The sequence below is a fragment of the Micromonospora sp. NPDC049359 genome (assembly GCF_044466585.1).
GTDB lineage: Bacteria > Actinomycetota > Actinomycetes > Mycobacteriales > Micromonosporaceae > Micromonospora.
The window spans coordinates 396,563-422,544 of the sequence record NZ_JBITMW010000003.1 but is presented as its reverse complement, the minus strand read 5'-3'; the positions used below and the strand labels follow the sequence as shown (position 1 = coordinate 422,544).

At 68.7% G+C, this 25,982-nt stretch carries 18 protein-coding genes; 16 read left to right on the top strand and 2 right to left on the bottom strand.

The window, feature by feature from the left end:
- Positions 1 to 56: 56 nt before the first annotated feature.
- Positions 57 to 4,091, bottom strand: coding sequence for a hypothetical protein (locus ACIBTX_RS10465; RefSeq protein WP_357392449.1), 4,035 nt, complete (start codon positions 4,089 to 4,091; stop codon positions 57 to 59).
- Between the two features lie 278 nt (positions 4,092 to 4,369).
- Here ACIBTX_RS10465 and ACIBTX_RS10460 point away from each other — a divergent pair, with 278 nt between their 5' ends.
- The 5 genes from ACIBTX_RS10460 to ACIBTX_RS10440 all read left to right on the top strand — a co-directional run bounded on the left by ACIBTX_RS10460 (position 4,370) and on the right by ACIBTX_RS10440 (position 11,941).
- On the top strand, positions 4,370 to 4,861 hold the full coding sequence (locus ACIBTX_RS10460) for a hypothetical protein (RefSeq protein WP_355047809.1): 492 nt from the start codon (positions 4,370 to 4,372) through the stop codon (positions 4,859 to 4,861).
- Positions 4,862 to 5,017: 156 nt separating this feature from the next.
- Positions 5,018 to 8,260 carry a BTAD domain-containing putative transcriptional regulator gene (locus ACIBTX_RS10455; protein ID WP_396832349.1) on the top strand — a complete coding sequence of 1,081 codons (3,243 nt, stop codon included), beginning with the start codon at positions 5,018 to 5,020 and terminating at the stop codon, positions 8,258 to 8,260.
- Between the two features lie 180 nt (positions 8,261 to 8,440).
- Complete coding sequence (locus tag ACIBTX_RS10450; RefSeq protein WP_396832348.1) at positions 8,441 to 9,262, top strand: BTAD domain-containing putative transcriptional regulator; 822 nt, start codon at positions 8,441 to 8,443, stop codon at positions 9,260 to 9,262.
- Positions 9,263 to 9,485: 223 nt separating this feature from the next.
- Positions 9,486 to 10,733, top strand: a complete 1,248-nt coding sequence (locus ACIBTX_RS10445; RefSeq protein ID WP_357392447.1) for an ATP-grasp domain-containing protein — start codon at positions 9,486 to 9,488, stop codon at positions 10,731 to 10,733.
- Positions 10,730 to 11,941, top strand: a complete 1,212-nt coding sequence (locus ACIBTX_RS10440) for a hypothetical protein (protein WP_357392446.1) — start codon at positions 10,730 to 10,732, stop codon at positions 11,939 to 11,941. Before ACIBTX_RS10445 ends, ACIBTX_RS10440 begins: the two co-directional genes overlap by 4 nt.
- 66 nt (positions 11,942 to 12,007) lie before the next feature.
- On the opposite strand, the gene ACIBTX_RS10435 is transcribed toward ACIBTX_RS10440, so the two are convergent.
- Positions 12,008 to 14,911 carry a BTAD domain-containing putative transcriptional regulator gene (locus ACIBTX_RS10435; protein WP_357124877.1) on the bottom strand — a complete coding sequence of 968 codons (2,904 nt, stop codon included), beginning with the start codon at positions 14,909 to 14,911 and terminating at the stop codon, positions 12,008 to 12,010.
- 174 nt (positions 14,912 to 15,085) lie between these two features.
- On the opposite strand from ACIBTX_RS10435, the gene gntA reads away from it, so the two are divergent.
- The 11 genes from gntA to dapF all read left to right on the top strand — a co-directional run bounded on the left by gntA (position 15,086) and on the right by dapF (position 25,881).
- Positions 15,086 to 15,790, top strand: a complete 705-nt coding sequence (gene gntA / locus ACIBTX_RS10430; protein WP_357124873.1) for a guanitoxin biosynthesis heme-dependent pre-guanitoxin N-hydroxylase GntA — start codon at positions 15,086 to 15,088, stop codon at positions 15,788 to 15,790.
- The gene (locus tag ACIBTX_RS10425; protein ID WP_357124870.1) at positions 15,787 to 16,254 is read left to right on the top strand and encodes a GNAT family N-acetyltransferase; all 468 of its coding nucleotides are present in this window, start codon (positions 15,787 to 15,789) and stop codon (positions 16,252 to 16,254) included. Before gntA ends, ACIBTX_RS10425 begins: the two co-directional genes overlap by 4 nt.
- A gap of 57 nt (positions 16,255 to 16,311) precedes the next feature.
- Positions 16,312 to 17,058 (top strand): SDR family NAD(P)-dependent oxidoreductase, encoded by a 747-nt coding sequence (locus ACIBTX_RS10420; RefSeq protein ID WP_357124867.1) that lies wholly within the window; start codon positions 16,312 to 16,314, stop codon positions 17,056 to 17,058.
- A complete protein-coding gene (locus tag ACIBTX_RS10415) occupies positions 17,058 to 18,092 on the top strand; it encodes an amidinotransferase (RefSeq protein WP_357124864.1) in 1,035 nt (344 codons plus the stop codon). Before ACIBTX_RS10420 ends, ACIBTX_RS10415 begins: the two co-directional genes overlap by 1 nt.
- 52 nt (positions 18,093 to 18,144) lie before the next feature.
- Positions 18,145 to 18,765 (top strand): LysE family translocator, encoded by a 621-nt coding sequence (locus tag ACIBTX_RS10410; RefSeq protein ID WP_357124861.1) that lies wholly within the window; start codon positions 18,145 to 18,147, stop codon positions 18,763 to 18,765.
- Between the two features lie 43 nt (positions 18,766 to 18,808).
- On the top strand, positions 18,809 to 19,519 hold the full coding sequence (locus ACIBTX_RS10405; protein WP_357124858.1) for an MOSC domain-containing protein: 711 nt from the start codon (positions 18,809 to 18,811) through the stop codon (positions 19,517 to 19,519).
- A 324-nt stretch (positions 19,520 to 19,843) separates the two neighbouring features.
- Positions 19,844 to 20,881, top strand: a complete 1,038-nt coding sequence (locus ACIBTX_RS10400) for a hypothetical protein (RefSeq protein ID WP_363661125.1) — start codon at positions 19,844 to 19,846, stop codon at positions 20,879 to 20,881.
- 217 nt (positions 20,882 to 21,098) lie between these two features.
- Positions 21,099 to 21,800 carry a 2OG-Fe dioxygenase family protein gene (locus ACIBTX_RS10395; RefSeq protein WP_357124852.1) on the top strand — a complete coding sequence of 234 codons (702 nt, stop codon included), beginning with the start codon at positions 21,099 to 21,101 and terminating at the stop codon, positions 21,798 to 21,800.
- Entirely contained in the window at positions 21,797 to 23,893 is a 2,097-nt protein-coding gene (locus ACIBTX_RS10390) for a molybdopterin-dependent oxidoreductase (RefSeq protein ID WP_396832347.1), read from the top strand. The genes ACIBTX_RS10395 and ACIBTX_RS10390 overlap by 4 nt, the downstream gene beginning before the upstream one ends.
- Before the next feature lie 36 nt (positions 23,894 to 23,929).
- Entirely contained in the window at positions 23,930 to 24,982 is a 1,053-nt protein-coding gene (locus ACIBTX_RS10385) for an iron-containing redox enzyme family protein (RefSeq protein WP_357124844.1), read from the top strand.
- Positions 24,979 to 25,881 carry a diaminopimelate epimerase gene (gene dapF / locus ACIBTX_RS10380; protein WP_357124841.1) on the top strand — a complete coding sequence of 301 codons (903 nt, stop codon included), beginning with the start codon at positions 24,979 to 24,981 and terminating at the stop codon, positions 25,879 to 25,881. The genes ACIBTX_RS10385 and dapF overlap by 4 nt, the downstream gene beginning before the upstream one ends.
- Positions 25,882 to 25,982 lie beyond the last annotated feature (101 nt).

Here is a 25,982-nt window from a genome sequence, read left to right as displayed (position 1 = left end):
GAGCCGGGAGCCCGAGCAGCCGACGGCCGCCCGGGCTCCGGACCGTGCGGCCGCCGTCAGGGATACATCTGCGCGACCGTAAAGTTCATCGATTGCGCGAAAAGGCTGACACCGGTCGGGCTGTTGGGGTGGAAGGACTGCGTCGATGTCGGGCCGTCCGGGGTGTCACCCGGCGACTTGTCCGTCACGACCCCGTGGATGCCGGCCGGCGAGCCGCAGACCGCCTTGCCCGCGAACTCGTCGATCGGGTCGGAGTAGTACGCGATCGTCGCGCCGTGCGCGGTGTTGAAGTCGTGGACGACGTCCAACTGCTCGTCACGCAGCAGCACGCTCATCTCGGTGAGCCACACCCGCTCCTCGTCGCTGAGGACGAGCTTGAGGGCGCAGAGCGGGTCGCCGCCGATCTCGACGAGCTTCGGGTACCCCATCAGCATGATCTTGGCGTTCGGCGCCTTCCGGTGAATCTCTTCCAGCACCTTCGTGTTCGACCGCGGAACCGCGTCGGCGATGCGGCGCCGGGTCGACACGTCCACGGTGTCCGTCTCGCCCGACAGTTTCGCCTTGAAGCAGTCCAGTGGGCCGGCCATGACGAGGCACTCCTTGACCACCGGGCCGAACCTCGCGTCGTTGCCGCCGATCGAGATCGTGACCAGCGTGGTGTTCTCGTCCAGGTAGCCCTTGTCGAGCTGGGACGCCTCCAGGTACTGGCCCATGCCCCGTTGACCGTCGGCGTTGCGGGGCTCGTTGCTGACGGTACGCAGGGGCAGGATGTTCTCCGTCTCCGCGCCCGAGCAGGCGATCAGGTGATAGTCCATGTTGACGTCGTGCTGCTGGCTCGTGATGTCCGCCCGCAGTCCGATCGGCGTGGACGACCCGGGTAGCACCGCCTTGCGCGACCACGCGTTCTTCGAGCGGTGGCAGCCGTTGCGGTAGGCGTTGTTGCTGTTGTTGTCCGACTCGCGGTAGTAGTCCGATCCGTTCACCGGCGAGGCGCCCTCGCCCGACGAGAACGAGTCGCCGAGCGCCACCACCTGGTGCTGCGGCTTGCCCGGCAGCGGGATGAACGCCGCCGCGTCGAAGGCCACGTTCTCCTGCGGCCGGCCCAGCGCCAGGTCGCCCTGCCCGCTGGCCGGCACATCGTCACGCAGCTGCGCCAGCTCCTCGGGTGTCAGGTCCGACACCGTGTTGGTCAGCTCCACCGTCGGGACGTTGTTGAACTCGAACACGCCGAGCGCCACCCACCGGTTCGCGTACCCGCGCTGCTGGACCATGCGGGTCTTGACCACGCCGTTCTTTGTCGTGATCTTGTACGCCGCCTGCTGCGTGGTACCGAGGTGATCGGGAATGTGGACCATGACCCGCATCCAGCCGTTCACCGTCCGGTCCAGTGTCCACGTTCCGCTGACGTAGAGGTTGCTGCCCGGCTCGCGGGTGTGTGTGAACCAGTAGTGCGCGCCGTACCCCCCGCCGACCTGGTGCAGGTCGATCTTGCCCGGGTACTGGAGCGTGCCGTTCTGTGTCTCGCCGGCGAACCCGTGCGTGAACGTGCCGCTGTTCGTCCGTCTGGTGCAGAGCCAACCGGCCTCGTCACGGCGTGGGCTGACGACTTCGTTGATCACATCGTCGACCACGAGCGCGTTCGCCGGCAGTTCGGTGCCGCACTTCGGTAGGTAGCTCACCCCGGCGGCCGGATACTCCCAGCCGGGGTCGTACCTGATGGCGGCGTTCCCACAGTCCAGACAGCCCGGTTTCCAGTCCGCCGATCGGTTGTACCAGCACTTGAGGTCCCGTTCGCCGATGACGTTCACGTGGTGGCACGGGCCGGCCGGCTCGTCGATCACGTCCGGCGCCGTCGGCGGGAGGTTGTTGCCGTAGTAGCAGTCGTTGGACTGGTCGCAGAACGTCTGAAGGTGCGGCTTCACCCGCGCCCGCCCGTCGTTCGTGCTCCACCACGCGTACCGGTAGCCGTCGGTGTAGGTGTCCGGCTTCTCGATCGCGTTGAGCGGGTGTCCGGCCCAACCCATGATCTTTTCCGGGTACGGCCATTGGCTCGGGTGCCGCGCGTCGTCGTAGGTCTCCTCCAGGAACGCCTTGCGGTTCGCCGGGTACCGCGGGTTGGCCGGGTTGTTCGCCCAGCCGACGCCCCACGGCTCGTCCGTGCTGCCCTGCGGCGCGTAGAACCCGGTGTTGTAGGCCCACACCGCGAAGAACCAGTTCTCGATGTACTGCGGGTCGCCGCCGTTGACCTTCATGTTGTACGCGTGGACCTGGTTCCACTTGTCCTGCAGGATTCGCAACGACTGGGAGATGTTCGCGGCGAAGTCCACGGCGATGGCCAGCTGCTGGTTGTACGGCAGCGGGACCTCGTTCGGCTTCTGGAAGCCGGGCTTGCGCATACCGTCGGTGACCTGCCCGACGCCGTAGCCGCAGTCGGACTTGTCCCAGCGGATCGCCCAGTCGTCGCTCGTGTCGGCGTCGTAGATGTCGAGCCCGTAGTAGTTGCCGACGAGCGGGTTACCGAACTCGCCAGGCAGGACGTGCGGCGAGGCCTGCCACAGGTTCGACTCCTGCGCGAGAATGCCGAGCATGATCTGAGCGGGCACGTGGCCGCCGCCGTCGAGGGGCCGCATCGGGAACCATTGAGCGACGTTGTAACCCGGCAGACCGGACTGGTTGAAGTTGTTGCCCCGGTTGAGGATCAGCGAGTCCTGCACCGCCATGTCGACAACCCATTCGATCTCCCGGGCGCGCGGCTGGTACACCTGTACCCGCACGTCGTTGCGGGGGATCGCGCACCAGGCGGCCGTGTCCACCGGGTCGTGCAGCGGTGTCGCCAGCGTCGTGGCACCCGGTGTCGACGGGGCCCGCCCCGGCGTCCTCGGGTTCGCCCGAGCGCCAGCGTCGCCCGACGTCGGCGTGGTTGGCGCGACCGCGAAGTTCACGCTGCGACCGGTCGCCGGCACCTTGGCCTTCATGACGAGCGACCGTCCGCGGCGGTCGTCCGTGGCCTGCGCCGCCCGCGGGTCGGTCGTCCACTTGATGTCGTCCAGCAGCAGGTCACCCTGGCTGGACATCTCCGCCTGTACGGTCGCGTCGAGCTTCGCGACACCCGTGGGCAGTTTGTGCGTCCTGCCGGGGGTACCGGTGATGCCGACCCGACCGCCCGCGCCCTTGACGACGTTCATGTCGGTCGTGCCGCCCTCGGCCAGCGTGGCCGTCGCGCCGGACCGCACAACGGTCCGCTTCACCCGGCCGGCCTTGCTGTCGGCATCCATGTACACGACGCCGTCGCCGTTGGCCGCCAGCCGGAACGGTACGCCGGTGGTCCTCGCGACTGCCGACCGGCGGCCCTTGCCGTCGACCTTGACCAGCGCGCCGTTGTCGGCGGCGATGATCCTGCCCGCGACCGGTAGCGCCGAGGTGAGCTGGCCCGCCACCTGGATCGGCGGTGCCACGGAGCCGGTCGCGGCGTCGAGCTGCGTCAGCCGGGTCTTGCCCGAGCCGGTGTCGCCGCCGGTGAACGTGCTCAGCACGACGTTCTCACCGGTACCGCAGCCGGGGCTGAAGTACGCGAGAGACGCGTGCGCGGCCACCTTCCGGACGGACTGGTTCTTGAGGTCCACGACCGCCACGAAGGCGCCGCGGTCGAACAGGTCGGGCTTGTTGGTGTAGGCGCGCGGCGCGTACGTGACGACCAGCCGCCGGCCCGACTCGGTGAGGCAGCCGTTGCCGATCCACTGGTCGGTCTCCAGCCCCGGCTCGCTCAGCGTCGCCGCGGTCGTCCAGCTGTAACCGGAGGCCGCCGACGCCACGAGCACGTGCAGACCGGTCATGTCGCCGGAGAGGGTCCAGGCCCGATCCTGCGACGTCCGCCAGCCCTGCTTGAGGGTCGAGTCCCGCTGGCCGGGCGGTACCGCGGTGACCGCCACATCCTTCGGGGGCGGGTCCGGCGCCGCGGCAGCCGGCGCGGGAAGCGCCACGAGACCGCTGGCGACGAGCGCGGCGGCGGCGAGCGCGGCGGTGACGGCGCGACGGGCGGCGCCGGGGCTGAGCCCGCGCGGCAGCGCGGGGCGGGGCGGTGATGTTGACACTGCGGATCCTCCAGGATGCTCGGGATCGATGCAGTGTCGGAACCGCGCACACCGTCGGCGCATCACGAGGTCATCGTGGGCGTACCGCTCCGGCGTCCCGGCGCGGCGTACCCCCTGCTGTACCGCGAGTCCCCTCGTTCCTCTCCGGAGGCTCCGCGGTGCCCGCCGCAGACGGCGATGGCGGCGCGACGCGGCGCGGATGACCTGACGATGCGGCCGCGATGCGGCGACGCAGAAGGATCACCTCCACGACATGCAGCACGATTGAGGAGAACAGCATGAAGGTAGCGAAGGTCCGGACGCATCGCCTGGCGCGGACGCTGATCGCCCTGGTGGCGTTCATGGGATTCGGCATGGTCGCCGCGGCGGTACCGGTGTCGCCGGCGCTGGCCGCGTGTTCGGGCACCGGCTGTCACAACGTCGATCCCAACGGTCAATGCAGCGGCACCCGGTACGGCTGGACCGGCGGCGGCTACGACAGCGGGCTCGGCATCGTCGTGGTGAAGTCGCCCGGCTGCAGAGCGGCCTGGGCACGCCTGCAGAACGACCAGTACGTCCGCTACGCGGGTGCCACGTTCACCGTACGGATCGAGCGCCGGGTGTGGTCGTCCTACGGCTACTGGTACACGGGCAGCCTCAGCAAGCAGTTCCTCTCCACCAACGGCGGGGTGTGGACCAACATGCTCGAGGATCTCGACTCCTCCGACGAGCACCAGGCCTGCTTCAGCCTCAACGGCGGCGCCTGGACGTGCACCCCCTGGATCAGCTGAACGGCAGGCGGACGTCAGGGTCCCCCGGCGGCGCGGGGGCCCTGAGATCCGTCATCCGCGTCGGCTTGCGCCACCTGGGAAAGCTGGCCGCCGGGGGCGTCCCAGATAGACATATGGCCCTGCGTCGACGTCGGTGTGCCTTGTTAGCCTGCGGCTGTGGAGCTGCGACTGCTTGGCCCCGTCGAGGCTGTCATCGACGGACGGGTCGTGCCCGTCCGACGTCGTCAGGAGCGACGGCTGCTCGCCATCCTCGCGATACGACCGGGCCAGTTCCATTCCGCGGAGCGACTCATCGACCTGCTCTGGGAAGATCGGCCTCCGGCCCAGGCACGAGCGGGCCTGCAGGCCATGATCTCGCACCTGCGGTCCACGCTGGAGCTGGGCCGGTCGACGGCGCCCGCGTTGCTCGCCCGACCCAACAGCTACGCACTGGAAATCCCGGCAGAGCGGGTCGACGTGCACCGGTTCACCGCCCTGGTGACGCAAAGCAGGGGCGTCACCGATGCCGATCAGCGCATCGCGATGCTCAGTAGCGCGCTCGGTCTGTGGCGGGGCGCCGCCCTGGCCGACGTCTTCGACGACGCCCAGCGGGGCCGGCTCTTCCCGGATCTCGACGAGGCACGACTGACCGCGCAGGAAGAGCTGCTCGGCGCCCGCCTCGACGCCGGCCAGCACCGGGAGATACTGGCGCCGCTGCACGAGCTGATCAGCGAGGCGCCGACCCGCGAGCGCCCGGTCGAGCTGCTGATGCTGGCCCTGAGCGGGATCGGTCGTCGCGGCGAGGCCATCGCGGCCTACGACACTCTCACAGATCGGCTCGCCACCGACCTCGGTGTCGCGCCCGGAGAGCAGATCCAGGCGACGTACCGGAAGCTGTCCCGCGCCACCGCGGCCTCGGACGCCACGCCCACGTCCTCCGCCGGGCCGGCGCAGCTACCGCTGCCGCCGGGACACTTCGTCGGCCGCGACGCCGAATCGCGTCAGCTCGACCGCCTGCTCGCCGACGCGGCAGCGCCGCAGGTCCTGATCCTCTGCGCGGTCGTCGGCACGGCGGGTGTCGGAAAGACGGCGACCGCCATCCGGTGGGCGCACAGCGTCCGTGACCGCTTCCCGGACGGGCAGCTCTTCCTCAACCTGCGGGGTTACTCCGCCGGCCGGCCGATGCGCTCGGCGGAGGCGCTCGGCGCGCTGCTGCGGGGTCTGGGGGTGCCGGCGGGACGCATCCCGGCCGACCCCGAGGAGGCGTCGGCGCTCTACCGCACCGTCGTCGCCGATCGCCGGCTGCTGATCGTTCTGGACAATGCCCTCGACGCCGAGCAGGTGCGGCCGTTGCTGCCCGGGTCTGCGGAGAGCCTGGTGGTGGTCACCAGCCGGGACCGCCTGACCGGGCTCGTGGCCCAGCAGGACGCCCGCCGCCTGACCATCGGACTGCTCCCGGAACCGGACGCGATCGAGCTGCTCACCGTCCTGCTCGGTGCCGACCCGCGAGCCGCCGATCGTGACGCGATCCGGGACCTCGCCCAGGTCTGCGGTCGGCTCCCACTGGCCCTGCGGATCGCGGCGGCACTGCTGCACGACGAGCCGGACCTCGCGGTGTCGGCGTACGTGCGGCAGTTACGGCAGCGCAGCGTCGCCGCCCTGGCGATCGACGACGACCCGAGTGTCGCCGTGCAGACGGCGTTCGACCTCTCCTACACCCGGCTCCCCGGCGAGGCCCAGCGGATGTTCCGCCTCCTCGGCACCGTTCCAGGGCTCAGTCTGTCGGTCGACGCGGTCGCACACCTCGCGCAGACATCGGTGGACGCGGCCCGCCGGACGCTGGCCCGACTCTTCTCGGCACACCTGGTGGACTTCGACGACGATCGCGTCACGCTGCACGACCTGCTGGGTCGCTACGCGGGCCAACACAGTGCGCGGCAGGCCGGCCGGCCCGAGGCGCCTGCCGTCCTCGCGCGCCTGTTCGCGTGGTACCTGGTCCGCGCCCAGGCTGCCGGCGACCTGTTGGCGCCGGGGCGGGTCCGCCTGGAGCTGCCGACGGGCCTAGCGGCGGGTGACGCCGGCATCGGTGACCGTGCCACGGCGCTGGCCTGGCTCGAGGCCGAGGAGTCAAACATGGTGGCGCTGATCAGGGCCGCCGCCGACAGCACGTCAAGGGCCGCTGCCGCCCTGCTCGCCGACCAGCTACGAACATACTTCTGGGTCACCCGCAACTCACTGAACTGGCTGCTCGTGGCGCAGGCGGCGCTGCACGCGTCAAACGGGGACGCGCACCCGTCTCTGCGGGCGTCGGCACACATGAGTCTGGGCAACGTGTACCACCTCACGGGCAACCAACTGGTCGCGATCGCGCACCTACGACGGGCGGGTCACCTGTTCCGCAGCGCCCGGCACGCGCAGGGTCAGGCCGCCGCAGCCGGCTCGCTCGGCGCGGTCTTCGGTGATCTCGGGCAACTGGCGACGGCGGCGGCCTGCTTCGAGCACGCGTTGCGGCTCAACGAGCGGATCCGCCACCGTTACGGCATCGCGGTGATGGCGAGCAACCTCGGGACGATCTACGCCATGGCCGGTCGACTGCGGCTGGCGGTCGAGCGACTCACCGCCGCCATCGTCATCCACCGGGAGGACGGCGGACGACCCAACGAGGCGGTCATCCTCACCAACCTCGGCCTGGTGCGCACCGTCCGGGGTGAGTACCCGGCCGCCCTGGGCGATCTCCACGCGGCGGTGCGGACGGCCCACGAGGTCGACATGGCCTCGATCGAGGCGAACGCACTGGCCGGGATCGGCCAGATCCACACACTACGCGGCGACGTGCCGGAGGCGAGGTCGGCGCTCGCAGCCGCGCAGCGTCTCGCCGACCGTACCGACGACTGGCACTGCAAGGCGTCGATCGACATCGCCGAGGGGGGCCTGCTCCGGCTGACCGGCGACCTCACCGGCGCGGCGGCCCGATACACCCGGGCCGCCGAGTGGGCCAGGTCGGCGCGTACGTTGGCGACGGAGGCCGAGGCCCTGGTCGGCCTCGCGACGTCCGTCGCCGAGCGGACGCCGCTGTTGGCCGGCTCCTCGTTGGAGCGGGCGGTCACGCTGGCCCGACAGTCCGGCGCCGCGGTGATCGAGATCGACGCGCTGGCTGCCTTGGGCGAGGTCGCCCGGCAGGACGGCGACGCCGTGCAGGCGGCCCGCCTCGCCGGCGAGGCGGCACATCGCGCGGAGGCGATCGGGGCACCCCTGGTACGCGCCCGCGCGCTGATCACCCTGGGTCACCTGGAGGACTCCTCGCGGGCCTGGCCGGAGGCGCTGGGCATCCTGGAAGCGCTCGGCAGTTCCGAGGCGGACGTCGTCCGGGCCCTGCTGGAGCGGCACGACGGCCGCCCGGTCGGCGTCCCGGCCGGATAGCCGATGTTGCTCCGGGGCGGGAGCGGCGTCCGGGCGATGCGACGGTGATGGCGGGCTGACGTCGGGGGTTCTCCGGTTGGTCGGCAGCGCCGTACGACGCTGCCAAGGAAACGCCAACCCGTGCTGGGCAACCTGGTGACCAGGCCGTGCGAGGGGTGCGGTCGGCATGGAGGTCATTGCATGGATTTCCGGATCCTCGGTCCGCTGGAAGCGTCCGTCGAAGGAACGCCCCTGCCGCTCGGCGGCCGCCGGCAGCAGCGGATCCTGGCCGTGCTGCTGCTGCGGGTCGGCCGGGTGGTCCCGGCCGACAGGCTGGTCGACTGCCTGTGGCCGCTGCGGCCGCCGGCCACCGCGGCCAGTCAGATCCGCAACTGCGCCGCGGCCCTGCGCCGCCTGCTCATCGCCGGCGGCCTGCCCGAGCGCTCGCTCGTCCGGCGGCCGGGCGGTTACCTGCTGGATGTGGAGCCCGGCGAGCTGGACCGGACACGGTTCGACGACGAGGCCCACCGGGCTCGGCGGTCGCTGGCTGCGGGTCGCGCGGCGGAGGCCGTCGGGTATTTCCTGCGGGCGGAGAACCTGTGGCGCGGGCCGGCCATCGCCGGTCTCGCAGATGGCGTGCTGGAGCCCGAGGCCATGAGCCTGGAGGAGTCGCGGCTGCAGGTGATCGAGGATCGGCTGGAGGTCGAGCTGAGTCTGGGCCGGCACGCGCGAGCCGTACCGGAACTCACCGCGCTGGCCCGAACTCATCCCGGGCGTGACCGCCTGCAGGCGGCCCTCATGGTCGCGCTGTACGGCAGCGGGCGGGGTGCCGACGCGCTGGCCTCCTTCGACCGGCTGCGCTCGTCGCTGCGCCGTGAGCTCGGCCTGGAGCCGAGCCGGCGGCTGCGGGACCTGCGCCAGGCCATCCTCACCGAGGACGATGCCCGGCTGCCGCCGACGGGCGGGTGGGGGCCGGCGCGTGACGGCGAGCCGTACCGGCAGGCAGCTCTGCTTCGGCCGTGAGGGAGGTGACGCAATCGCGTCCACGCTGCCTTGTCAAGAAACCGTCAAGGTTTGTGCAACGCCGGGCGTGCAATCTCTGTATGGCAGGCATCGGTCACGAGAGGACGCAGCCGGTGCGACTGTCTGTTGTGGATGGTGCTAGCTTGATCGATCGTGTCCATCTGTCCCGCCACCGCCGTCGTCGTATGACAGTCGATGTGCAGTACACGACTCAAGAGGAACGATGACATCAGTACTCATCGTTGAACCGGTATCTTCCGGCAACGAACTCGTCGTCCGAGCCGCAGCCATGGGTTGGCACACCGTGGTTGCCAGCTTCGATGCCGACGACCGAACTCTGACGGCGGCGACCAAGGATCTGGCATCCGCCGTCGTGCGGGTAGATACGAATGACGCACACGCCATCGTTGAAGCGGTGAGTCGCTCGCCAGTGGGGGCGGGGCTCGATGGTGTCGTTGCCGGTTCGGAGTTTCACGTCGAGATCGCGGCCCTGGTTGCGGAGAAACTCGGCCTGCCGGGCCTGAACACCACCGATGTCGCGCTCGTTCGGAACAAGGCCGAGATGCGTGAGGCGCTGCAACGCGCAGGCGTCCCGTCGCCCCGGCATCGGAAGGTGGCCTCCCGCGCCGAGGCGGAGCTCGCGTGCGCGGCGCTGACGTTCCCGGTGGTGGTCAAACCGGTGGAGTCGTCAAGCAGCATCCACGTCTTGAAGGCGAGCGACACGGCCGAGGCTGTACGGGCGTACGCCGCCATCGAAGCCGATGGCATGATCGACCTCGGCAGGCCGCTCGGTGACGAGGTCGTCATCGAGGAGTACGTCTCCGGCGACGAATACAGCGCCGACGGATATGTTTGGCGCGGCGCCGTGCACATCGCCGCAGTGACCAGGAAGCTCCTCGGCCCCGAGCCGACCTTTGTCGAGTTCGGTCACATCACGCCCGCCCCGCTGGGACCGACCGATCTGGGTGCGATCGAGCGGTACGTCGGCCAGGTGGTCCGGGCGGTCGGGCTGGACAACAGCGTCTTCCATTGCGAGGTACGCCTGTCCACGAACGGACCGGTACTCATGGAGATCGCCGCACGGCTGCCGGGAGACCAGATCGTGCACCTGGTAGCCGACGTCACAGGTGTGTCGATGGCGGACGCCGCCTTGTTGATGGCGGTCGGCGCGAACCCGGAGACCTGCCTCGACGAACACGCGGCATCCGGGAGGGCTGCGGGCATTCGCTTTGTGGACCCCGGCAGCATCACCGCCTACACGCGTATCGAGGGATGGGACGACGTGCCGCGCTACGCCGATGTCGTGGAGCGAAAGGTGCTGGTCCCCGCCGGCGAGCAGATTCCCTCGACCTATGAGGCCCTTCGGCGTGTGGCCTATATCCGCTATCGCGCTTCCGATCCAGACACCGCTTTGACGATCAACGAGCGACTGGGTCGGGAACTGCGACCAGTCGCAGCGTATTTGTCGTGAGTATCGCGCGATATTATGCGATGCGGTTTGCCAGCTGGCTGTGCGACTACCTGGTCCTGTTCGCCGTACCGGTGCTCGCCTACAGCTTGACCGCCGATGTGCGCTGGTCGGGCGCAGCGGTCTTCTTCCAATGGGGACCGAGACTCCTGGGACTGTCGGCAGCGATCCTGCGGCTCGACAATATACGGCAGCGGACCCTGATGGTCGTGGCGGATCTGACCAGGACCGCGACGGCGCTCGCGGCTGGGCTGATAATGGCGGTGTATCCCGGTGCGGTGCTGCCGGTGCTGATGATATTCGCGATGGTCGTGGGCCTCTGCTTCGAATTGACTTTCGTCGGTGGCGAGAAGGTCGGACTGTCCTTGGTCCGCCCCGAGGGGCAGGAGCGATTCCAATCGCAGCTGACCGCCTTCGAGCAGGCGGCGATAGTCCTGGGGCCGGCGGCGGCGGGCGTGGTGCTGTCGTTCCCACCGCCGGTGCTGATGTTCGTGGCGGCGGGTTTGTTCGGAGTCTCGCTGCGGATGTCGATATCGGTCCCCTCGGACGGTACGGCGCACATCTCGACAGCGAAGCGGACCCTGCGCGCGACCGTACGCGGTGCGCTCGAGGACCCCGTCCTGCGCCGGATCGTCCTGGTCACCATGGGCCTGAATTACGTGCTCGCGCTGATCAACGGGGCTGCGCCCCAGATCGCGTTCGGAACGTTCGGGACAAGCAGCAGTGAGCTGGGCCTGATGTACGCGGCGAGCAGCGTGCCGGCCATCGTCGGTCTGTTGACCTTCCACCGGCTGACCTCGCGTGTGCCGCTGTCGACGATCGGGATCGCGGTCGCGGTGGGGATGTGCCTGGCCGCGTTGGGCGTAGCGCTGGGGGCCCGGCTCTGGGTTTTCGCTGGATGCCTCGGTGCGTTCCTGTTGCTCGACGCGTTCTTCAGCGTGTACATCCGGGTCGTTAGAGCGCGTCGGGTGCCACTGGAGAACTACGCGGCGACCGTGGGGCTCTTTGGCATGCTGCTGATTGTGCCGATGCCGCTCGCCGGGCTCACACTAGCCGCTGTCGGAAATTTCGTTGCCCCAGCGGTGCTCATCTCGGCGTCCGCTGCGGCCGTGCTTATCGCCGCCGTCACCGCATTACCGAGAGGGCGAGCCCTCCTGGTTGCCCCCGTCGCCCTCGGGGTAGGGACGGCCCACACCAGTCACGATTCCTGAGCCAACGACTCTGCCCCCGTTGGGCTGCCGCGAGCTCGGCCGGCCGGCCCGTGCCCGGCCGGGCGATCAGCGCCCCCAGCCGATCCCGGATTGCGCCTGCTCGAGACCGGTCAGCCTATCCCGCACCGTCTCGGCGTCGGGGTGATTCAACTCGTCGAGGATGACCACGGCCTGCTGCCAGCATCCCTTGGCACCCGCGAAGTCGCCCAGTGTCATCAGAGTGTTGCCGAGGTGGTGCTGGCTGTCAGCCTCGGCGTAACGGTTCCCGGCCTCCCGGTTCAACCTGATCGCCTCGCGGTAGCACTCGATCGCCTCGGCCGAATAGTGCAGCTGGTGGTTGATGTAGCCCAGGCTATCCCAGGTCGCCGCCTGCCCAGACGGATCGCCGACCTCCCGCAGCACCATCAGAGCCCGGCCGCAATGGTCCTTGGCGGCCTCGTACTGCTCCAACATGGCCAGCGACCAGCCGACATTGTTGAGCGAGACCGCGTGCGCCAGCCGGTCGTTCGCGATCTCGGCCAGCATGAGGGCGGCCTGATCGTGGTCGAGCGCCTCGCGGTGGCGGCCCTGCCGCTCGAAGACGCGCGCCAAGGCCAGATGCGCCTGCGCCTGATCACTCGTCGAACCGACCTCGCAGGCGAGGTCGAGCGCACTCCGGCTGTGTGTGTAAGCGTCGTCGTACTGGCCCAGCCAGGCATGGGCCACCCCGATGCCGCGGTGCGCCTGACCCATGGCGCGCCGGTCGCCGAGCCGCCGGGCCGCGTCCAGGGCGAGCCGCTGCGTGTTGATCTGATCCCGCCAATGGCCCTGGCGGTTGAAGTACTCCATCAGCGATCGAGCGAGGCTGCACAGGCTCGCGTCATGACCCTCGTCCGCGGCCCGGCGAACGATGTCGAGCAGCATCGCGTGCTCGGCGGTAAACCACTCCACCGCCTCCCGGGCCGTCGTGAGACGGGAAGATCCGGCGTCCGGGCCCTCCACCGCATCCTGGGACAGATGCCGCTCGAGCAGTACGGCGGCGCGGCGCGACGAGGTCACGTAGTGGGTGAGCAGCCGGCGAACAGCGGCCGACCGCTCCTCCGCGGTCTCCACCGCGCGGACCAGGTCCATCGCATAGCCCCGGAGCAACTCGTGCAAGGACAGCCGGGCGGGCTTGTGCTCGCTGACCATCTGGGCGTCCTGCAGCTCATTGAGCAACATCCTCGCCGTGGGCAGGTCCAGCGCCGCGAGGTGGGCCACGGCCAGTTCGTCGATGTCCGGACCGGGCGAGAGTCCCAGCAGGCGGAACAGTCTCGCCGCGGCCGGGCTCAGCGTCCGGTAGGTCCACACGAACACGACGTGGACGCCCCTCCCGGCCTCAGCCGGCGTTTCGGTCGATCCAACAGCCACGTCGAGCTCGTCGGCGAGCGTACGAAGATCCAGGTCAGGGTGGGTCGCGACGCGTGCGGCGACGAGGGCCAGGGCGAGCGGCAACCCGGCACAGCGGGCGATGAGCCGGTCGACGGCGGCACTGTCCGCCGCGACCCGCGCGGCGCCCAGCCGGTTGGAGAGCACCCGCCTGGCCTCGTCGTACGGCAACGGGCCCACGGCGATCGGATGAGCGCCCTCGCTCGCCACGAGGCTGGGCAGCGCACGACGACTGGTGACCAGGACCAGGCAGTCGGCGGTGCCGGGCAACAGGGGCCGGACCTGGTCGACGTCACGCGCATTGTCCAGAACCACGAGCATTCGGCGACCAGCGACGTAGCTGCGGTACAACGCCGCCTGTGCCTCCAGGCTGACCGGGATGCTCTGCGGCGGCACCTGGAACGTGTCCAGGAACATGCGAATGACCTCTTCCGGCCGCACCACCACGCCGCTCGGCTCGAAGCCTCGCAGGTTGGCGTAGAGCTGCCCCTCCGGGAACTGCTGCGCCACCCGGTGTGCCCAGTGCACCGCCAGTGAGGTCTTGCCTGACCCAGCGGCACTCCAGAGGACGCACAGCGCGGGCTGCTTCTCCGCCTGGGAGCTTTCGAGAATGTCCGTCAACTGGGCCATCTCCGATTCGCGGCCGGCGAACCCCCGGACGTCGATCGGCAGCTGCGCTGGAACGACCAGGTGCCGACGCGGTGCGGGCCCAGCGACGGCATGGGTCGGGCGCTGCGGCGGGATCCGGACCTGCGGTGCGAGAACGGCGTCACGGCTGATCGCCGGGCCGGTAGGTCCGATCCGGTCGCCCTGCAGGATCGCCTGCTGCACCTGCTGCAGCTCGGGACCCGGCTCGATGCCGAGCGCATCGACCATCTGCCGGCGCACCGTCGCGTAGCGGTCGAGGGCCTCGCTCGTGCGTCCAGCAGCGTACTGGGCCTGAATCAGCGTCGCCGCCAGGCTTTCCACCAGCGGAAAGTCGTAGGCCAGCGCGTTCAGCTCCGCGATGACCGCCTGTGGGTCCCCGATCGCCAGCTCCGTCCGGGCCCAGGCGACCACGGCGTCCAGCCGCTCCAGCGTCCACGCGTTCCGAGTGCGTTCCGCCCAGGCGCTGGTCAGGCCGGCAAGTGGCTCGCCGCGCCACAGGGCGACGGCTTGCCGGAGCAGTACCCGCGCGTCGGCCTCGGAGCACAGCCGCCTGTCGGCCCGCTTCACCAACCTGCGGAAACGGTGTAGGTCGATGTCGTCGGGCTCCATGTCGAGGCGGTAGCCCCCGGAGCCCAGCAGCAGCCGGGCCGGATCCCCGGATCCCGTGTCGATTGTCTCCAGCGATCGCCGGATGCGGGTGATGTGACTGTGCAAGGTGCGCCGCGCCCGCTCGGGTGGCTCCTGGCCCCACACCCGCTCGACGAGCACATCGGCCGGCACCGTCCGTCCGACCTCCACGGCCAGCGCGGCCAGGACCGTGCACTGCTGCGGTCTTCCCATCGACGACGATCGACCCTGCGATCGACCCTCCACCGGCCCGAGAATGATCAAGCCCACAATGCCCCCGTAGATCACCTAAGCCCGAAATACCCTGCGGCCCAGGTAGCACCTCATCGTGTCGACGTCGCTGTCAACTCGCCGTCAAGAAATCAGCCTACATCACTGACCATGCTTGACCAAGACAGATGACCGGGGGGGTCATGTTCGTGCCTATATCACGGTGGTGCAATCAAGTTACGGGGAATTTCAATGGCTCGACAGGATGAGTTTGCCCAGAAATCTAGGCCTCTGACATCAGCATTCGAGGATTGGATTGATGGTACCGCTTTCTCCTGCCTCGGAGCACGCGCGTCGTTACGTCAGAAGCAATTGTATTGCGTCGAACTGAAGTCGATGCTCGACGTCGACAGCACTCGGGAACTGCACCGGGAGATTGTCGGCTTCGTCGACCGGACCCGGCTGCACGAAACCAGGTTCAGCTCCTTCGCAGCGATCTTCGAGAATCCGCGGCGGCTGAGCGAGGCGGAGTTCGAGCAAACCCTCTGGACGCAGCTCGCCATGCTTCGCCAAGTGGATCGGGAGAAATACGCGTGGGCGCCGGGTGTCTCCAGTGACCCCCACGCCCTGGACTTCGCCTACAGCGTCGCCGGACATCCGTTCTTCGTGGTGGGTCTGCACTCCCAGGCGTCGAGGATCTCCCGTCGGTTCACGCACCCGGTACTCGTCTTCAACTCCCACAAGCAGTTCGACCAGTTGAAGCAGGATGGGCTCTACGCCTCGCTGCAGGACAAGATCCGGGCCCGCGAGCTGCGGCTTCAGGGGTCCATCAACCCGAACCTCGCGGACTTCGGGGAGCAGCCGGAGGCCCTCCAGTACTCAGGACAACCGCAGCCGGCGGAGTGGCGGTGCCCGATCTCGAGCGCCTCGGCGACGTTCGACGGGATGGCTCGGTGAAGACCGCCGTCAGTAAGGCTCGCCTCCTGTCGCTGCGACGAGCCCGCTGGGCGGACGCGGAGGCCCTGCACGACCTGTCCGCTCCGTTCGTCGCGCTCGGTCGGCTGCGCCATCGCGACGTCGGTGAGTTCGCCCGGCGGCACGCCGACTTCCTGGTCGTCGAGGACGACAGCCGGATTGTGGCCTGCGTCGGCGTCCAGCGTTTCGGGAGCGACTGGGTCCTGGACAACCTGTGCGTCCAGAGCAGCTTCCAGGGCCGCCGGACCGGGAGCCTCCTGCTCGACAGGATCCTCCAGGAGGCGGCCCGGTCATCGGCACGTGCACTGTACGCGGCGTCCAGCCCGGCCAACGCGTGGTTCCTCGGACACGGGTTCATTGAGGTCGGGCCCTCTGCCGGGCCTCGGCGCTGGGTGAGCCAACTGGATCCCACGCGCAATTCCGTCGTCTACCGCCGCCAGATCTGACGGTCGTCGACCTACGGGAAAGGGTACAGAACAGTGACAAACCTGCCTTCTGCGATAGTGACCGGCGCCTCGTCGGGATTCGGCCGGGCCACCGTCGAGCGACTGGTGAAGACCGGACGGCCGGTCGTGGCGCTGGCCCGTCGCACCGAACGACTCACCGAGCTCGCCGACCGCCTCGGCCACGACCTGGTGCATCCGCTGACCGTCGACGTACGGGACGGAGACGCCGTCGCCCAGGCTCTCGGCGACCTACCCGCGCCGTTCTCCGATGTGGGCATCCTCGTCAACAACGCCGGTCTCTCGAAGGGCTTCGGCCCGATCCAGGACGCCGATCTGCGCCACTGGCGCGAGATGGTCGACACGAATGTGCTGGGACTCCTGCACTGCGTCCGCGCGGCCCTGCCCCTCATGCTGGCCGCCGGCCGCGGCCACGTGGTGAACATCGGCTCCATCGCCGCGGTGTACCCCTACCTCGGCGGGAACGTCTACGGCGGCACCAAGGCATTCGTCCACCAGCTCAGTCTCAACATGCGAACCGACCTGGAGGGTCGCGGCATCCGCGTCAGCTGCATCGCCCCCGGCATGGCCCGTACGGAGTTCGCGGTGACCCGGTTCGACGGGGATCAGGAGCGAGCAGACGCCCTGTACGACGGCACCGACCCGCTCACCCCGCAGGACATCGCCGAGGCGGTGGAGTGGTGCATCTCCCAGCCTCAGCGAGTCAACGTGAGCCTCATCGAGCTCATGCCCACGGACCAGCCATTCGGCCTCAGTTTCCGCCCGAGCCGAACCAAGGAGCAGTGATGACGCAACCCGTCTGGAGTGTCAACGACTGGGATCCGCTGGAGGAGGTCATTCTCGGCTCCGCGGCCGGCCTCACCCCGCCTCCGGTGGACGTTTCGCTGAAGCACTTCTTCGAGCCCCCGGCGGACGCCGGGGACGAGCGGATCGACGCCAGCACGCTGCAACGCGTGGTGGACGAGACCGAGGAGGACTTCGCCCAGCTCACCGAGACGCTGACGAGTGCCGGCGTACGGGTGCGCCGTCCGGACGCGAGCACCGTGGGCCGGAGCTACGCCACTCCGGAGTGGGATTCCGTCGCCATGCACGCGCTGATGCCGCGGGACTGCCTGCTGGTGATCGGCGACCGCATCATCGAGGCGCCGATGCCGATGCGTGCCCGCTACTTCGAGACCGCCCCGTTCCGGGGCCTGCTCCGGGAGTACTCCGATGCGGGCGCCTCCTGGTTCTCGGCACCGAAGCCCCTGCTGCCCGACGAGACCTACGTGTACGAACCTGGTGCCTCGGTCGTGGCGGAGCACGAGCCGTTGTTCGACGCCGCCAACATGCTCCGGTGCGGGACCGACATCTTCTTCAACGTGAGCAACACCGGCAACCGGCGGGGTGCGGCCTGGCTACGTCGGCAGCTGGGCTCGGACTTCCGGGTGCACGAGATCTCCATCTGCAGTGATCACGTCGGAACGACGTTGCACATCCTGCGGCCGGGGCTGCTGCTGGCCAACTCGGAACGCCTCACCGCGGATCGGATTCCCGCCCCCCTGCAGTCCTGGAAGACCATCTGGGTGGACACACCAGAGGACGACGGCTATGCCTTCGACTGGCCGCGCGCCTCAGTCTGGGTCGGCATGAACATTCTGGCCCTCGGCCCCGACACGGTCGTGGTGCCGGCCAACCAGACCCGGGTGATCAAGCAGCTGGAGAACGCCGGGATCACCGCGGTCCCCACCAGCTTCCGGCACGGTCGCACCTTCGGCGGCGGACTGCACTGCTGTTCGCTGGACGTACGCCGGCGCGGCGGACTCGAGACGTACCTGTGACTCCGTCGCGTTGGCGACGCTTTTCCTGAGCTCAGCAGAAAGGGCCAGCCGGTTGACGCTCACCATCCTTGCCTCGTTCGCTCTCAGTGCGTTCCTGCTGAACCTGAGCCCCGGGCCGTCGATCCTCTACGTGATGTCGCGCAGCGTCGTCAACGGACGGATCGCCGGAGTGTTCGCGGCCTTCGGGCTGGCTAGCGGGAGTGCGATGTGGGCGCTCCTGACGGCGATCGGCGCCTCCGCCCTGATCGCCTCGTCCGAGCTGGCCTTCACGATGCTGCGGATCGCCGGTGCGGCGTACCTGCTCTATCTGGGCATCTCGGGGCTCCGTGACCAGCCGTTCACGGTAAGAACCGAGAGACCGGCCAGGGTGTCCGGCTTGCGCAGCTACCTGCAGGGGTTCCTGGTGGAGGGCACGAATCCGAAGACGGTCACCTTCTTTCTCGCCCTGGTCCCGCAAATCATCGTCAGTCTCGACGATCCGGGCCTGCTGGTCCTGATCGGGTTCTGCTTGATCGTTCCGCTGACCGCCCTGCCCATCGATGTCACCGTCGGGGTCACCGGAGGCACCCTGGCCTCCAAGATCGCCAGACGTCCCCGGGTCGGGCGTGCGCTCAACTACCTGTCGAGCGCCGTCCTCATCGCTCTGGCCAGCCTGGTGCTGTTCGACCGATGACCGGCCCAGCCAACCGTCCGGGCCTCGCGCGAAGGAGTCTCTCGTGTCCGCTGTCGAGGCGACAGTCGAAGCACTCTACCGATATCCGTTCAAGTCCATGCAGGGCGAGACGGTCGATGACGTACGGCTGGACAGCCGCGGAGTTTCCGGCGACCGCGAGTGGGCCGCCACCTTCCCGGACGGGCGGGTGGGCAGCTGCAAGACCTGGAAGCACGTCCGTCGCCTCGACGGCCTGCTCGCCTACGCGGCGCGCACACGCCACGGTCGCGTCGAGGTTCACACGCCGAACGGCGCCGTGCTGGCTGCCGGCGACCCCGACCTCGACGCGGCGCTCACGGCGTTGGCCGGTGAGCCGGTGCGGGCCGCTCGGGAATCGGGCACACCTCACTTCGACATCGGCGCGGTCCACCTGATCTCACGCTCCTCCCTCACCGCGCTGGCGGCCGAGGTGCCGGAAGGAACCGTGGTCCCGGTGGCCCGTTTCCGGCCCAATATCGTCATCGACGGGGAGTGGGGGCCAAGATTCGAGGACGACTGGATCGGCCGCGAGGTGTCCATCGGGGAGACCACGAGACTCGAGATCACCGAGCAGACCGAGCGGTGCGTGACGGTCACGCTGCCGCAGCCGGGCGTGCCCCGCGACAAGGACGTCCTGCGGGTGCTGGCCGAACAGAGACAGACAAACTTCGGGGTGTACGCGAGGGTCATCTGTGCGGGCCCGGTCCGGTTCGGCGACCGTGTCCGCGTGAGTTGAAGCGGTCTTCGCCCAAGACGCGGGCCTCCCGAACTGACACGGCCACCGGGATTCTGACGCCGGTGACAGCCGACGGACGCCGCGTCTGGCCCGCCGTCTCGTCGCGATCCACAGCGACGGGCACGGCACGCCATCGACGTCGACGCTCACATCAGTCTGCCGTGCGCCGCGAGAGAACCGGACGTGCCTACTCGACGATCACCGACGTCAGACGGACAAGGCCGGTAACGCACCTGCGCGGCCCGGCAGCTTTGATCGTGCTGCGCGCGACCCCAGCGGCGTGGATGTGCCCGGCTACCTGCCACCTGATCGAGGGGATTGCCGATGACCGTTAACGCCGTGTGGAGCAGTAACGACTGGGACCCGCTGGAGGAGGTCGTGCTGGGCACCGCCGTCGGCTTCACTCCCCCGCCCGTGGACCCCTCCCTGCGCCACTTCTTCGAACAACCGGTCGAGGCGGAACGCGAGAAGATCCCCAGCGCGTTGCTGGATCGAGTCATCGACGAAGCGGAGGAGGACTTTCACGATCTCACCGCGGTACTCGAGTCGCACGGTGTCGCCGTTCGACGCCCCGAACCCCTGGTGCCGGGACAGCATTATGCGTCGCCGGACTGGGCGTCCGTCGCGATGCATGCGCTCATGCCGCGAGACTGCCTGTCGGTCATCGGTGACATGCTGATCGAGGTCCCGATGCCGATGAGGTCCCGGTACTTTGAGGTCTTCCCGTACCGCGACCTGCTGCGCGGGTATTTCGATTCCGGAGCCCGATGGCTGTCGGCGCCCAAGCCGAGGCTGCCGGACTCCACGTACATCTACGAGTCGAATGCTTCGGTAGTTGCCGACGAGGAACCCTTGTTCGATGCCGCAAACCTCCTGAGATGCGGGTACGATATTTTCTTCAACGTCAGCAGCACCGGTAACCGGCGAGGTGCGAGTTGGCTTCAGCGAATCCTGGGGCCGGATTTCACGGTCCACGAGATGTCCATCTGCGCTGATCACGTCGACACGACACTGCACATACTTCGGCCGGGCCTACTGTTGGCCAATGCAGTTAAAATGACGCCCGAAATGATTCCGAGCCCGCTGCGGAGCTGGAAGACGCTGTGGGTCACCGATATCGAGGATGACGGTTTCGCCTTCGACTGGCCACGAGCTTCTCGCTGGGTCGGGATGAACCTCCTCGCGCTGGGCCCGGATCGCGTGCTTGTCCCGTCCAACCAGGTCTCTCTCATGCTTCAGCTGGAGCAGGCAGGCGTGGAGCCGGTGCCCGTGCGGTTCCGGCACGGCCGTTCCCTCGGGGGCGGACTGCATTGCTGCTCTCTCGACATCCGACGCCGGGGAGAGTTGACCAGGTACTTCTGATCGAGTCGGTGGCGGTCCTCGATGCTGGCGGCATCGAGGGTTTCGGGGTGCCCATTTTCCGTTGCAATTTTCGGTGAGCAAAGTCTTGCACGGACGGGCTTGACGCTCAGGAGAACCACTGGATAGTATTCACACCGATCAATATAAATACCCAGGCCACAGAGAAATAGCTCGGCGACGGCTCGGCCACGACTGCCCAACAGAACGGAAGACTCGAATGTCAAGACTCATCGACGGGTATGCCATCATCGATCTGCCTCCGGTCTCGCAGGAGGTGTTGAACAGCTACGACAATGTCCCGCTCGACGTCTACATGGGAAACAAGACGCGCTACAAGCGCTTCTCGCAGTACAAGATTGACTACATCTCCGACGCCTGGTCGTTCGAGCTGCTTCCGCACCGCCCCTACGGCCAGTCCCGCGAATACAACACGGTCGCGGGCGGCATCATGCGCGAGTACGAGCCATTGCAGGCCGACTTCCTCCCCTACCTGCACGCGGTCGCCGCCAACCTGCCACTGGACCGCTCCGAGAGCTGGCAGGTGAACGTTCACCAGAACCGCAGCCGCGCCACGGAAGCGAAACCAGGGCTGGTCACCCCGGAGGGCGTCCATAAGGACGGGCATGAGTACGTCGCGATTCTGGTCTTCAACAGGCACAACGTGACCGGGGGTGAGATGCGGCTGTGGAAGGGCCTCGACTCCTCCGAGCCGTTCTGGCGTGGCACCGTCCAGCCTGGTCATGCTGCGCTGCTCGATGACCGCGCCGTCGCACACGACGTCACAGACTTGCACCCTGATGCCTCCGGCGAGGAGGGGCACCGCGACATCGTCATCGCCGCGTTCTCGCGCTGGTCGGAGCGTTGGTACGGCGAGGAGCACGACCAGGCGGTGCTCAACAGCAAACCCTCGGCGCAATGAAGGCATCGGGTAGACGTGTCACTGTGGTCGACCGTGAGGTCGCGGGCGGATGCCCGTTGGACTGCCCGGATGCCTGCAGCTGGATAGTGGGCGTCCGCGACGGTGCGGCCGTCACGTTGCGCGGTCGCCCCGAGCACCCCTTCACCCACGGCACTCTCTGCGTGAAGGTCAACCAGTACCTCGACCACGCGGCGTCGCCCGACCGCCTCCGTCATGCGCTGCGTCGCACCGGCCCGAAGGGCACCGGCAGGTTCACGAGGATCAGCCTCGACGCGGCGTTCGACGAGATCGCCGAACAGTTCGACCGGGTTCGTCGCCAGTACGGCGGCGAGTCGATCTGGCCGTATCAGGGAACGGGCAACCTGGGGTTCCTCCAGGGGCTCCAGGGCCAGGCCGGCGCACGGCTGTGGAACGTGCTCGGCGCCTCCGAGCACGACATGACGATCTGCTCGGTGGCGGGGCTGGTCGGCGCGGACCTTGCCACCGGGACCCACCGGGGCATCGATCCGGAGTCGCTGACCCACTCGCGGTTGATCTTGCTGTGGGGCGTCAACACTCTCACCACAAGCCATCACCAGTGGCGGTTCATCAACAAGGCACGCGAGCAGGGCGCGCACGTCGTCGCGATCGACCCAGTGGCCACAAGGACCGCTCAGCAGGCTGACGAGCACCTGGCGCCGCGGCCCGGTACCGACGCAGCCCTCGCGCTGGGCTTGCTCAACGTGGTGGTCGCCGCCGGCGGGGCGGACCATGCCTACCTGGCCGACCACACAGTGGGGTGGCCCGAGTTCCGCGCCCGCATCGAGCAGTTCCCTCCGGAACGGGTCGCGGAGTTGACCGGCGTCTCCCGCGCGCAGATCGAGCATCTGGGGGAACGGATCGCCGCCACGAGGCCCACCGGCATCCGCGCCGGCAGCGGGATGCAGCGCCACGCGGGCGGCGGCGCGGCCGTTCGCCTGCTCGCCTGCCTGCCGGGCGTCACCGGTGACTGGGGCAGGCTGGGCGGTGGCCTCACCTACTCGACCGACGGGTACTTCGGCGGCAACCGGGAGGCACTCCTGTGCAGCGACCTGCGTGCGGCGCCGGTGCGACGGCTCTCCATGACCCGCCTCGGCCAGAACCTCCTCGACCTGACCCCGCCGGTCAAGGCGCTGTTCGTGTACGGGGCCAACCCGGTGGTCAGCAACCCGGATCAGCAACGCGTTCGCCAGGCGCTCGCCCGCGAAGACCTGTTCACGGTCGTCGTCGACCACTTCCAGACCGACACCGCCGACTACGCCGACATCGTGCTGCCCGCGACCATGCAGACCGAGCACCTCGATGTTCTCGACGGCTACGGCCACATGTACATCGCGTGGAACGAGCCGGCGACGGCCCCTCCGGGTGATTGCCTCTCCACCACGGAGATCTTCCGCCGAATCGCCCGGCACATGGGGTTGTCCGAGCCGAGACTCTACGATTCGGACGAAGAGATGGCGGCTCAGTTGCTGGCCACGGACCATCCATCGCTGGCCGGTATCGATGTTGAGTCCCTGCGCCGAGACGGGTGGGCGAGACTGAGTTATCCGGCCGAATTCGTGCCGTTCGCCGACGGCTTCCCGACACCGTCCGGCAAGCTGGAATTCCGGTCCGAGCGAGCCCTGGAAGCCGGGTTCGAGGCAGTGGCGGGATACACCCCGCCACGCGAGTCGACCGACCCGGAACTGGCCGCGCGGTACCCGCTCTCGCTGATCGCCGGCGCCTCGCACTTCTTCCTCAACTCGGTCTTCGCCAACAAGCCGGAACTACGGCGCCGGGCTGGTCCGCCCCGGGTCGAGCTGCACCCGGACGACATGGCCGCCCGTGGGCTCCACGACGGCACACCGGTCGCCGTCTTCAACGACCGCGGTTCATTCGTCTCCACCGCGTACGCCTCCGAGCACGTCCGCAGCGGAGTCGTCGGGACCACGAAGGGCCATTGGATGAAGCTCACCGGCGGCCCGACCGTCAACGCGACGGTGAACGAGCGGGACGCCGACATGGGCGGCGGTGCGGTGTTCCACGACAACCGCGTCGAGGTCGAAAAATGGCAACCCTCCGCGGCGCGCGACTGACATCAGATGACACATCATTTCCATGGGGGTACAACCGTGCAACAAACAGCTTCCGTTCAAGGTGCAGCGTCTGTCGTCGACGACATCTCCAATTGGCTGTCTATATCGGCGGATCAACTTGACCGCGCGGTGCACGGTGCGCTGCGAGAACAGGTTCTCGATCGGGTGAGAGAGCTGAACGACCGCGCTACCGCAGGTGACCCGGACGCATTTCTGCAGCAGCAACAGATCCTCGCCCGAATCTACGATCTCGGGTTGCGGATCGCTCCGGGTAGACCGAGCGCCGAGGGATCGGTCGTGATTCACGAGATCGCCCGCCTGGTGGAGTCCGCCACCGGCGCGGCGGAGGACGCCCGCATCCAAGCCGGCCTACTGGACGGCATGCCGAGCGAACCGGCCGCCTACGTCTCCTGGTTGAAGGCGCTGGCCAAGCAGCACCGGGTGTACAAGCATCCCTACTACACCGATTTCATCAGCAACCACGCAGACTCCGAGGACCTGCGTCTGTACATGATCCAGGAGTCGGTCATCGACGCGAGGTTCGACGACCTGCTCGCCCTCATGCAGGTCGGTACCGACGGTCCCGCCAAAATGGAGATCGCGGCGAACTACTGGGACGAGATGGGCAACGGCCGGCCGGAGGAGGTGCACACCACGCTCTTTCGAAGGATCTTCGAGGTCTTCGACGTGCGGGAGGATGAGGTCGCCGACCGGCTCACGGGCACGGCGCTGCTGTCCGGGAACCTCGCGGTGATGTTGTCGCGCTATCGGTACCGGTACGCCGAGGCGGTCGGCTACCTCGGGATGACCGAGTGGCTGGTGCCGGACCGGTTCGTGTGCGTCGTGCGCGCATGGGAGCGGCTGGGGCTGCCAGAGGTCGGGATCACCTACCACAGACTGCACATCACGGTCGACTCCCAGCACGCAGCCGGGTGGTTCCATAACGTGGTGAAGCCGGCGGCGACCTCCGAGGCTATGCGCATTGGCATCGCCCGCGGGACACTGTGGCGACTCAACTCGTCCGCGCGCTACCTTGACGAGCGGCTCGCCGAGACCGCCCCGCGGTGGGCTGACGGCAGCCGCAGGTGACCTCGCCCCGAGGGGCCGGCCTTCCGCGCTTCGCGAAGTACCAAGCGTTGGGCAACGACTACCTGGTCGTGGATCCCGAGGACGGGCTGCCCGCCGCACCGGCGACGGCGGTCGCGATGTGCGACCGGCACTTCGGGGTCGGCGCGGACGGAATTGTCTTCCGGGGACCGCCCGCGGGCGCGGGCCAGCCCATGCCAGTCCGGTTGTTCAACCCGGACGGGAGCCCGTGCGAGCGGAGCGCGAACGGGTTGCGCATTCTCGCCCTGCACCTGTCCCGAGACGGCGGCGCGGAGTTCGTGCTGGACACGGGGTTCGGCCACACCAGCGTCCGGGTACTGGACCGGCTCGCAGGGCTGGTGTCGATCGACCTGGGCCGTCCGGACTTCGACGCGGACATCGTCGGCCTGGTCGGAGGTTCCGGCCCGGTCGTCGACCACCCGCTGCCCGTGGCGGGGCGGACCCTTCGGGTGACCTGCGTCCACAACGGAAACCCGCACGCGGTCGTCGTCCTGCCGGCAGCCGATGAGGCGGCCGCGCGGGAGCTGGGGCCGCTGATCGGCCGGCACTCTGCGTTCCGCACCCGGGTCAATGTGGAGTTCGCGGTGGTGCGCGATCGGCGGTCGCTGGAGGTCGTGGTGTGGGAACGCGGTGCCGGGCCGGTGCTCGCGTCCGGGAGCGGGGCCTGCGCCGCGGCAACTGCGGTGCGGCGTCTCGGTCTGGTGGGCGACGAGGTCGACGTCCGGATGCGCGGTGGTGCCGTGACCGTGTCCGTCGACGCCGGCGGCGCGGTCCGACTGACCGGACCGGTCGAGGAGGTCGCCACCGGGCGGGTCTCCGCCGGCCTCGCCACTCGAGCGGGTCGACCGACCCGGCCGGCCCCGACCTCAAGCTTCTCCTGACGGAGGAGGAGCTGCGGCGGCGTGGCGGGCGCGCAGAAGGCACCGATCGGATGTGCCCGACAGGAGGCGAAAGAGGTGCCGCAGGACCCAGGACGCACTGG

What these genes read in the sequence shown, in the direction of transcription:
- ACIBTX_RS10460 (WP_355047809.1), top strand. Translation starts at nt 4,370, where the DNA reads ATGAAGGTAGCGAAGGTCCGGACGCATCGCCTGGCGCGGACGCTGATC.
- ACIBTX_RS10450 (WP_396832348.1), top strand. Translation starts at nt 8,441, where the DNA reads ATGGATTTCCGGATCCTCGGTCCGCTGGAAGCGTCCGTCGAAGGAACG.
- ACIBTX_RS10445 (WP_357392447.1), top strand. Translation starts at nt 9,486, where the DNA reads ATGACATCAGTACTCATCGTTGAACCGGTATCTTCCGGCAACGAACTC.
- gntA (WP_357124873.1), top strand. Translation starts at nt 15,086, where the DNA reads ATGGCTCGACAGGATGAGTTTGCCCAGAAATCTAGGCCTCTGACATCA.
- ACIBTX_RS10415 (WP_357124864.1), top strand. Translation starts at nt 17,058, where the DNA reads ATGACGCAACCCGTCTGGAGTGTCAACGACTGGGATCCGCTGGAGGAG.
- ACIBTX_RS10400 (WP_363661125.1), top strand. Translation starts at nt 19,844, where the DNA reads ATGACCGTTAACGCCGTGTGGAGCAGTAACGACTGGGACCCGCTGGAG.
- ACIBTX_RS10395 (WP_357124852.1), top strand. Translation starts at nt 21,099, where the DNA reads ATGTCAAGACTCATCGACGGGTATGCCATCATCGATCTGCCTCCGGTC.
- ACIBTX_RS10390 (WP_396832347.1), top strand. Translation starts at nt 21,797, where the DNA reads ATGAAGGCATCGGGTAGACGTGTCACTGTGGTCGACCGTGAGGTCGCG.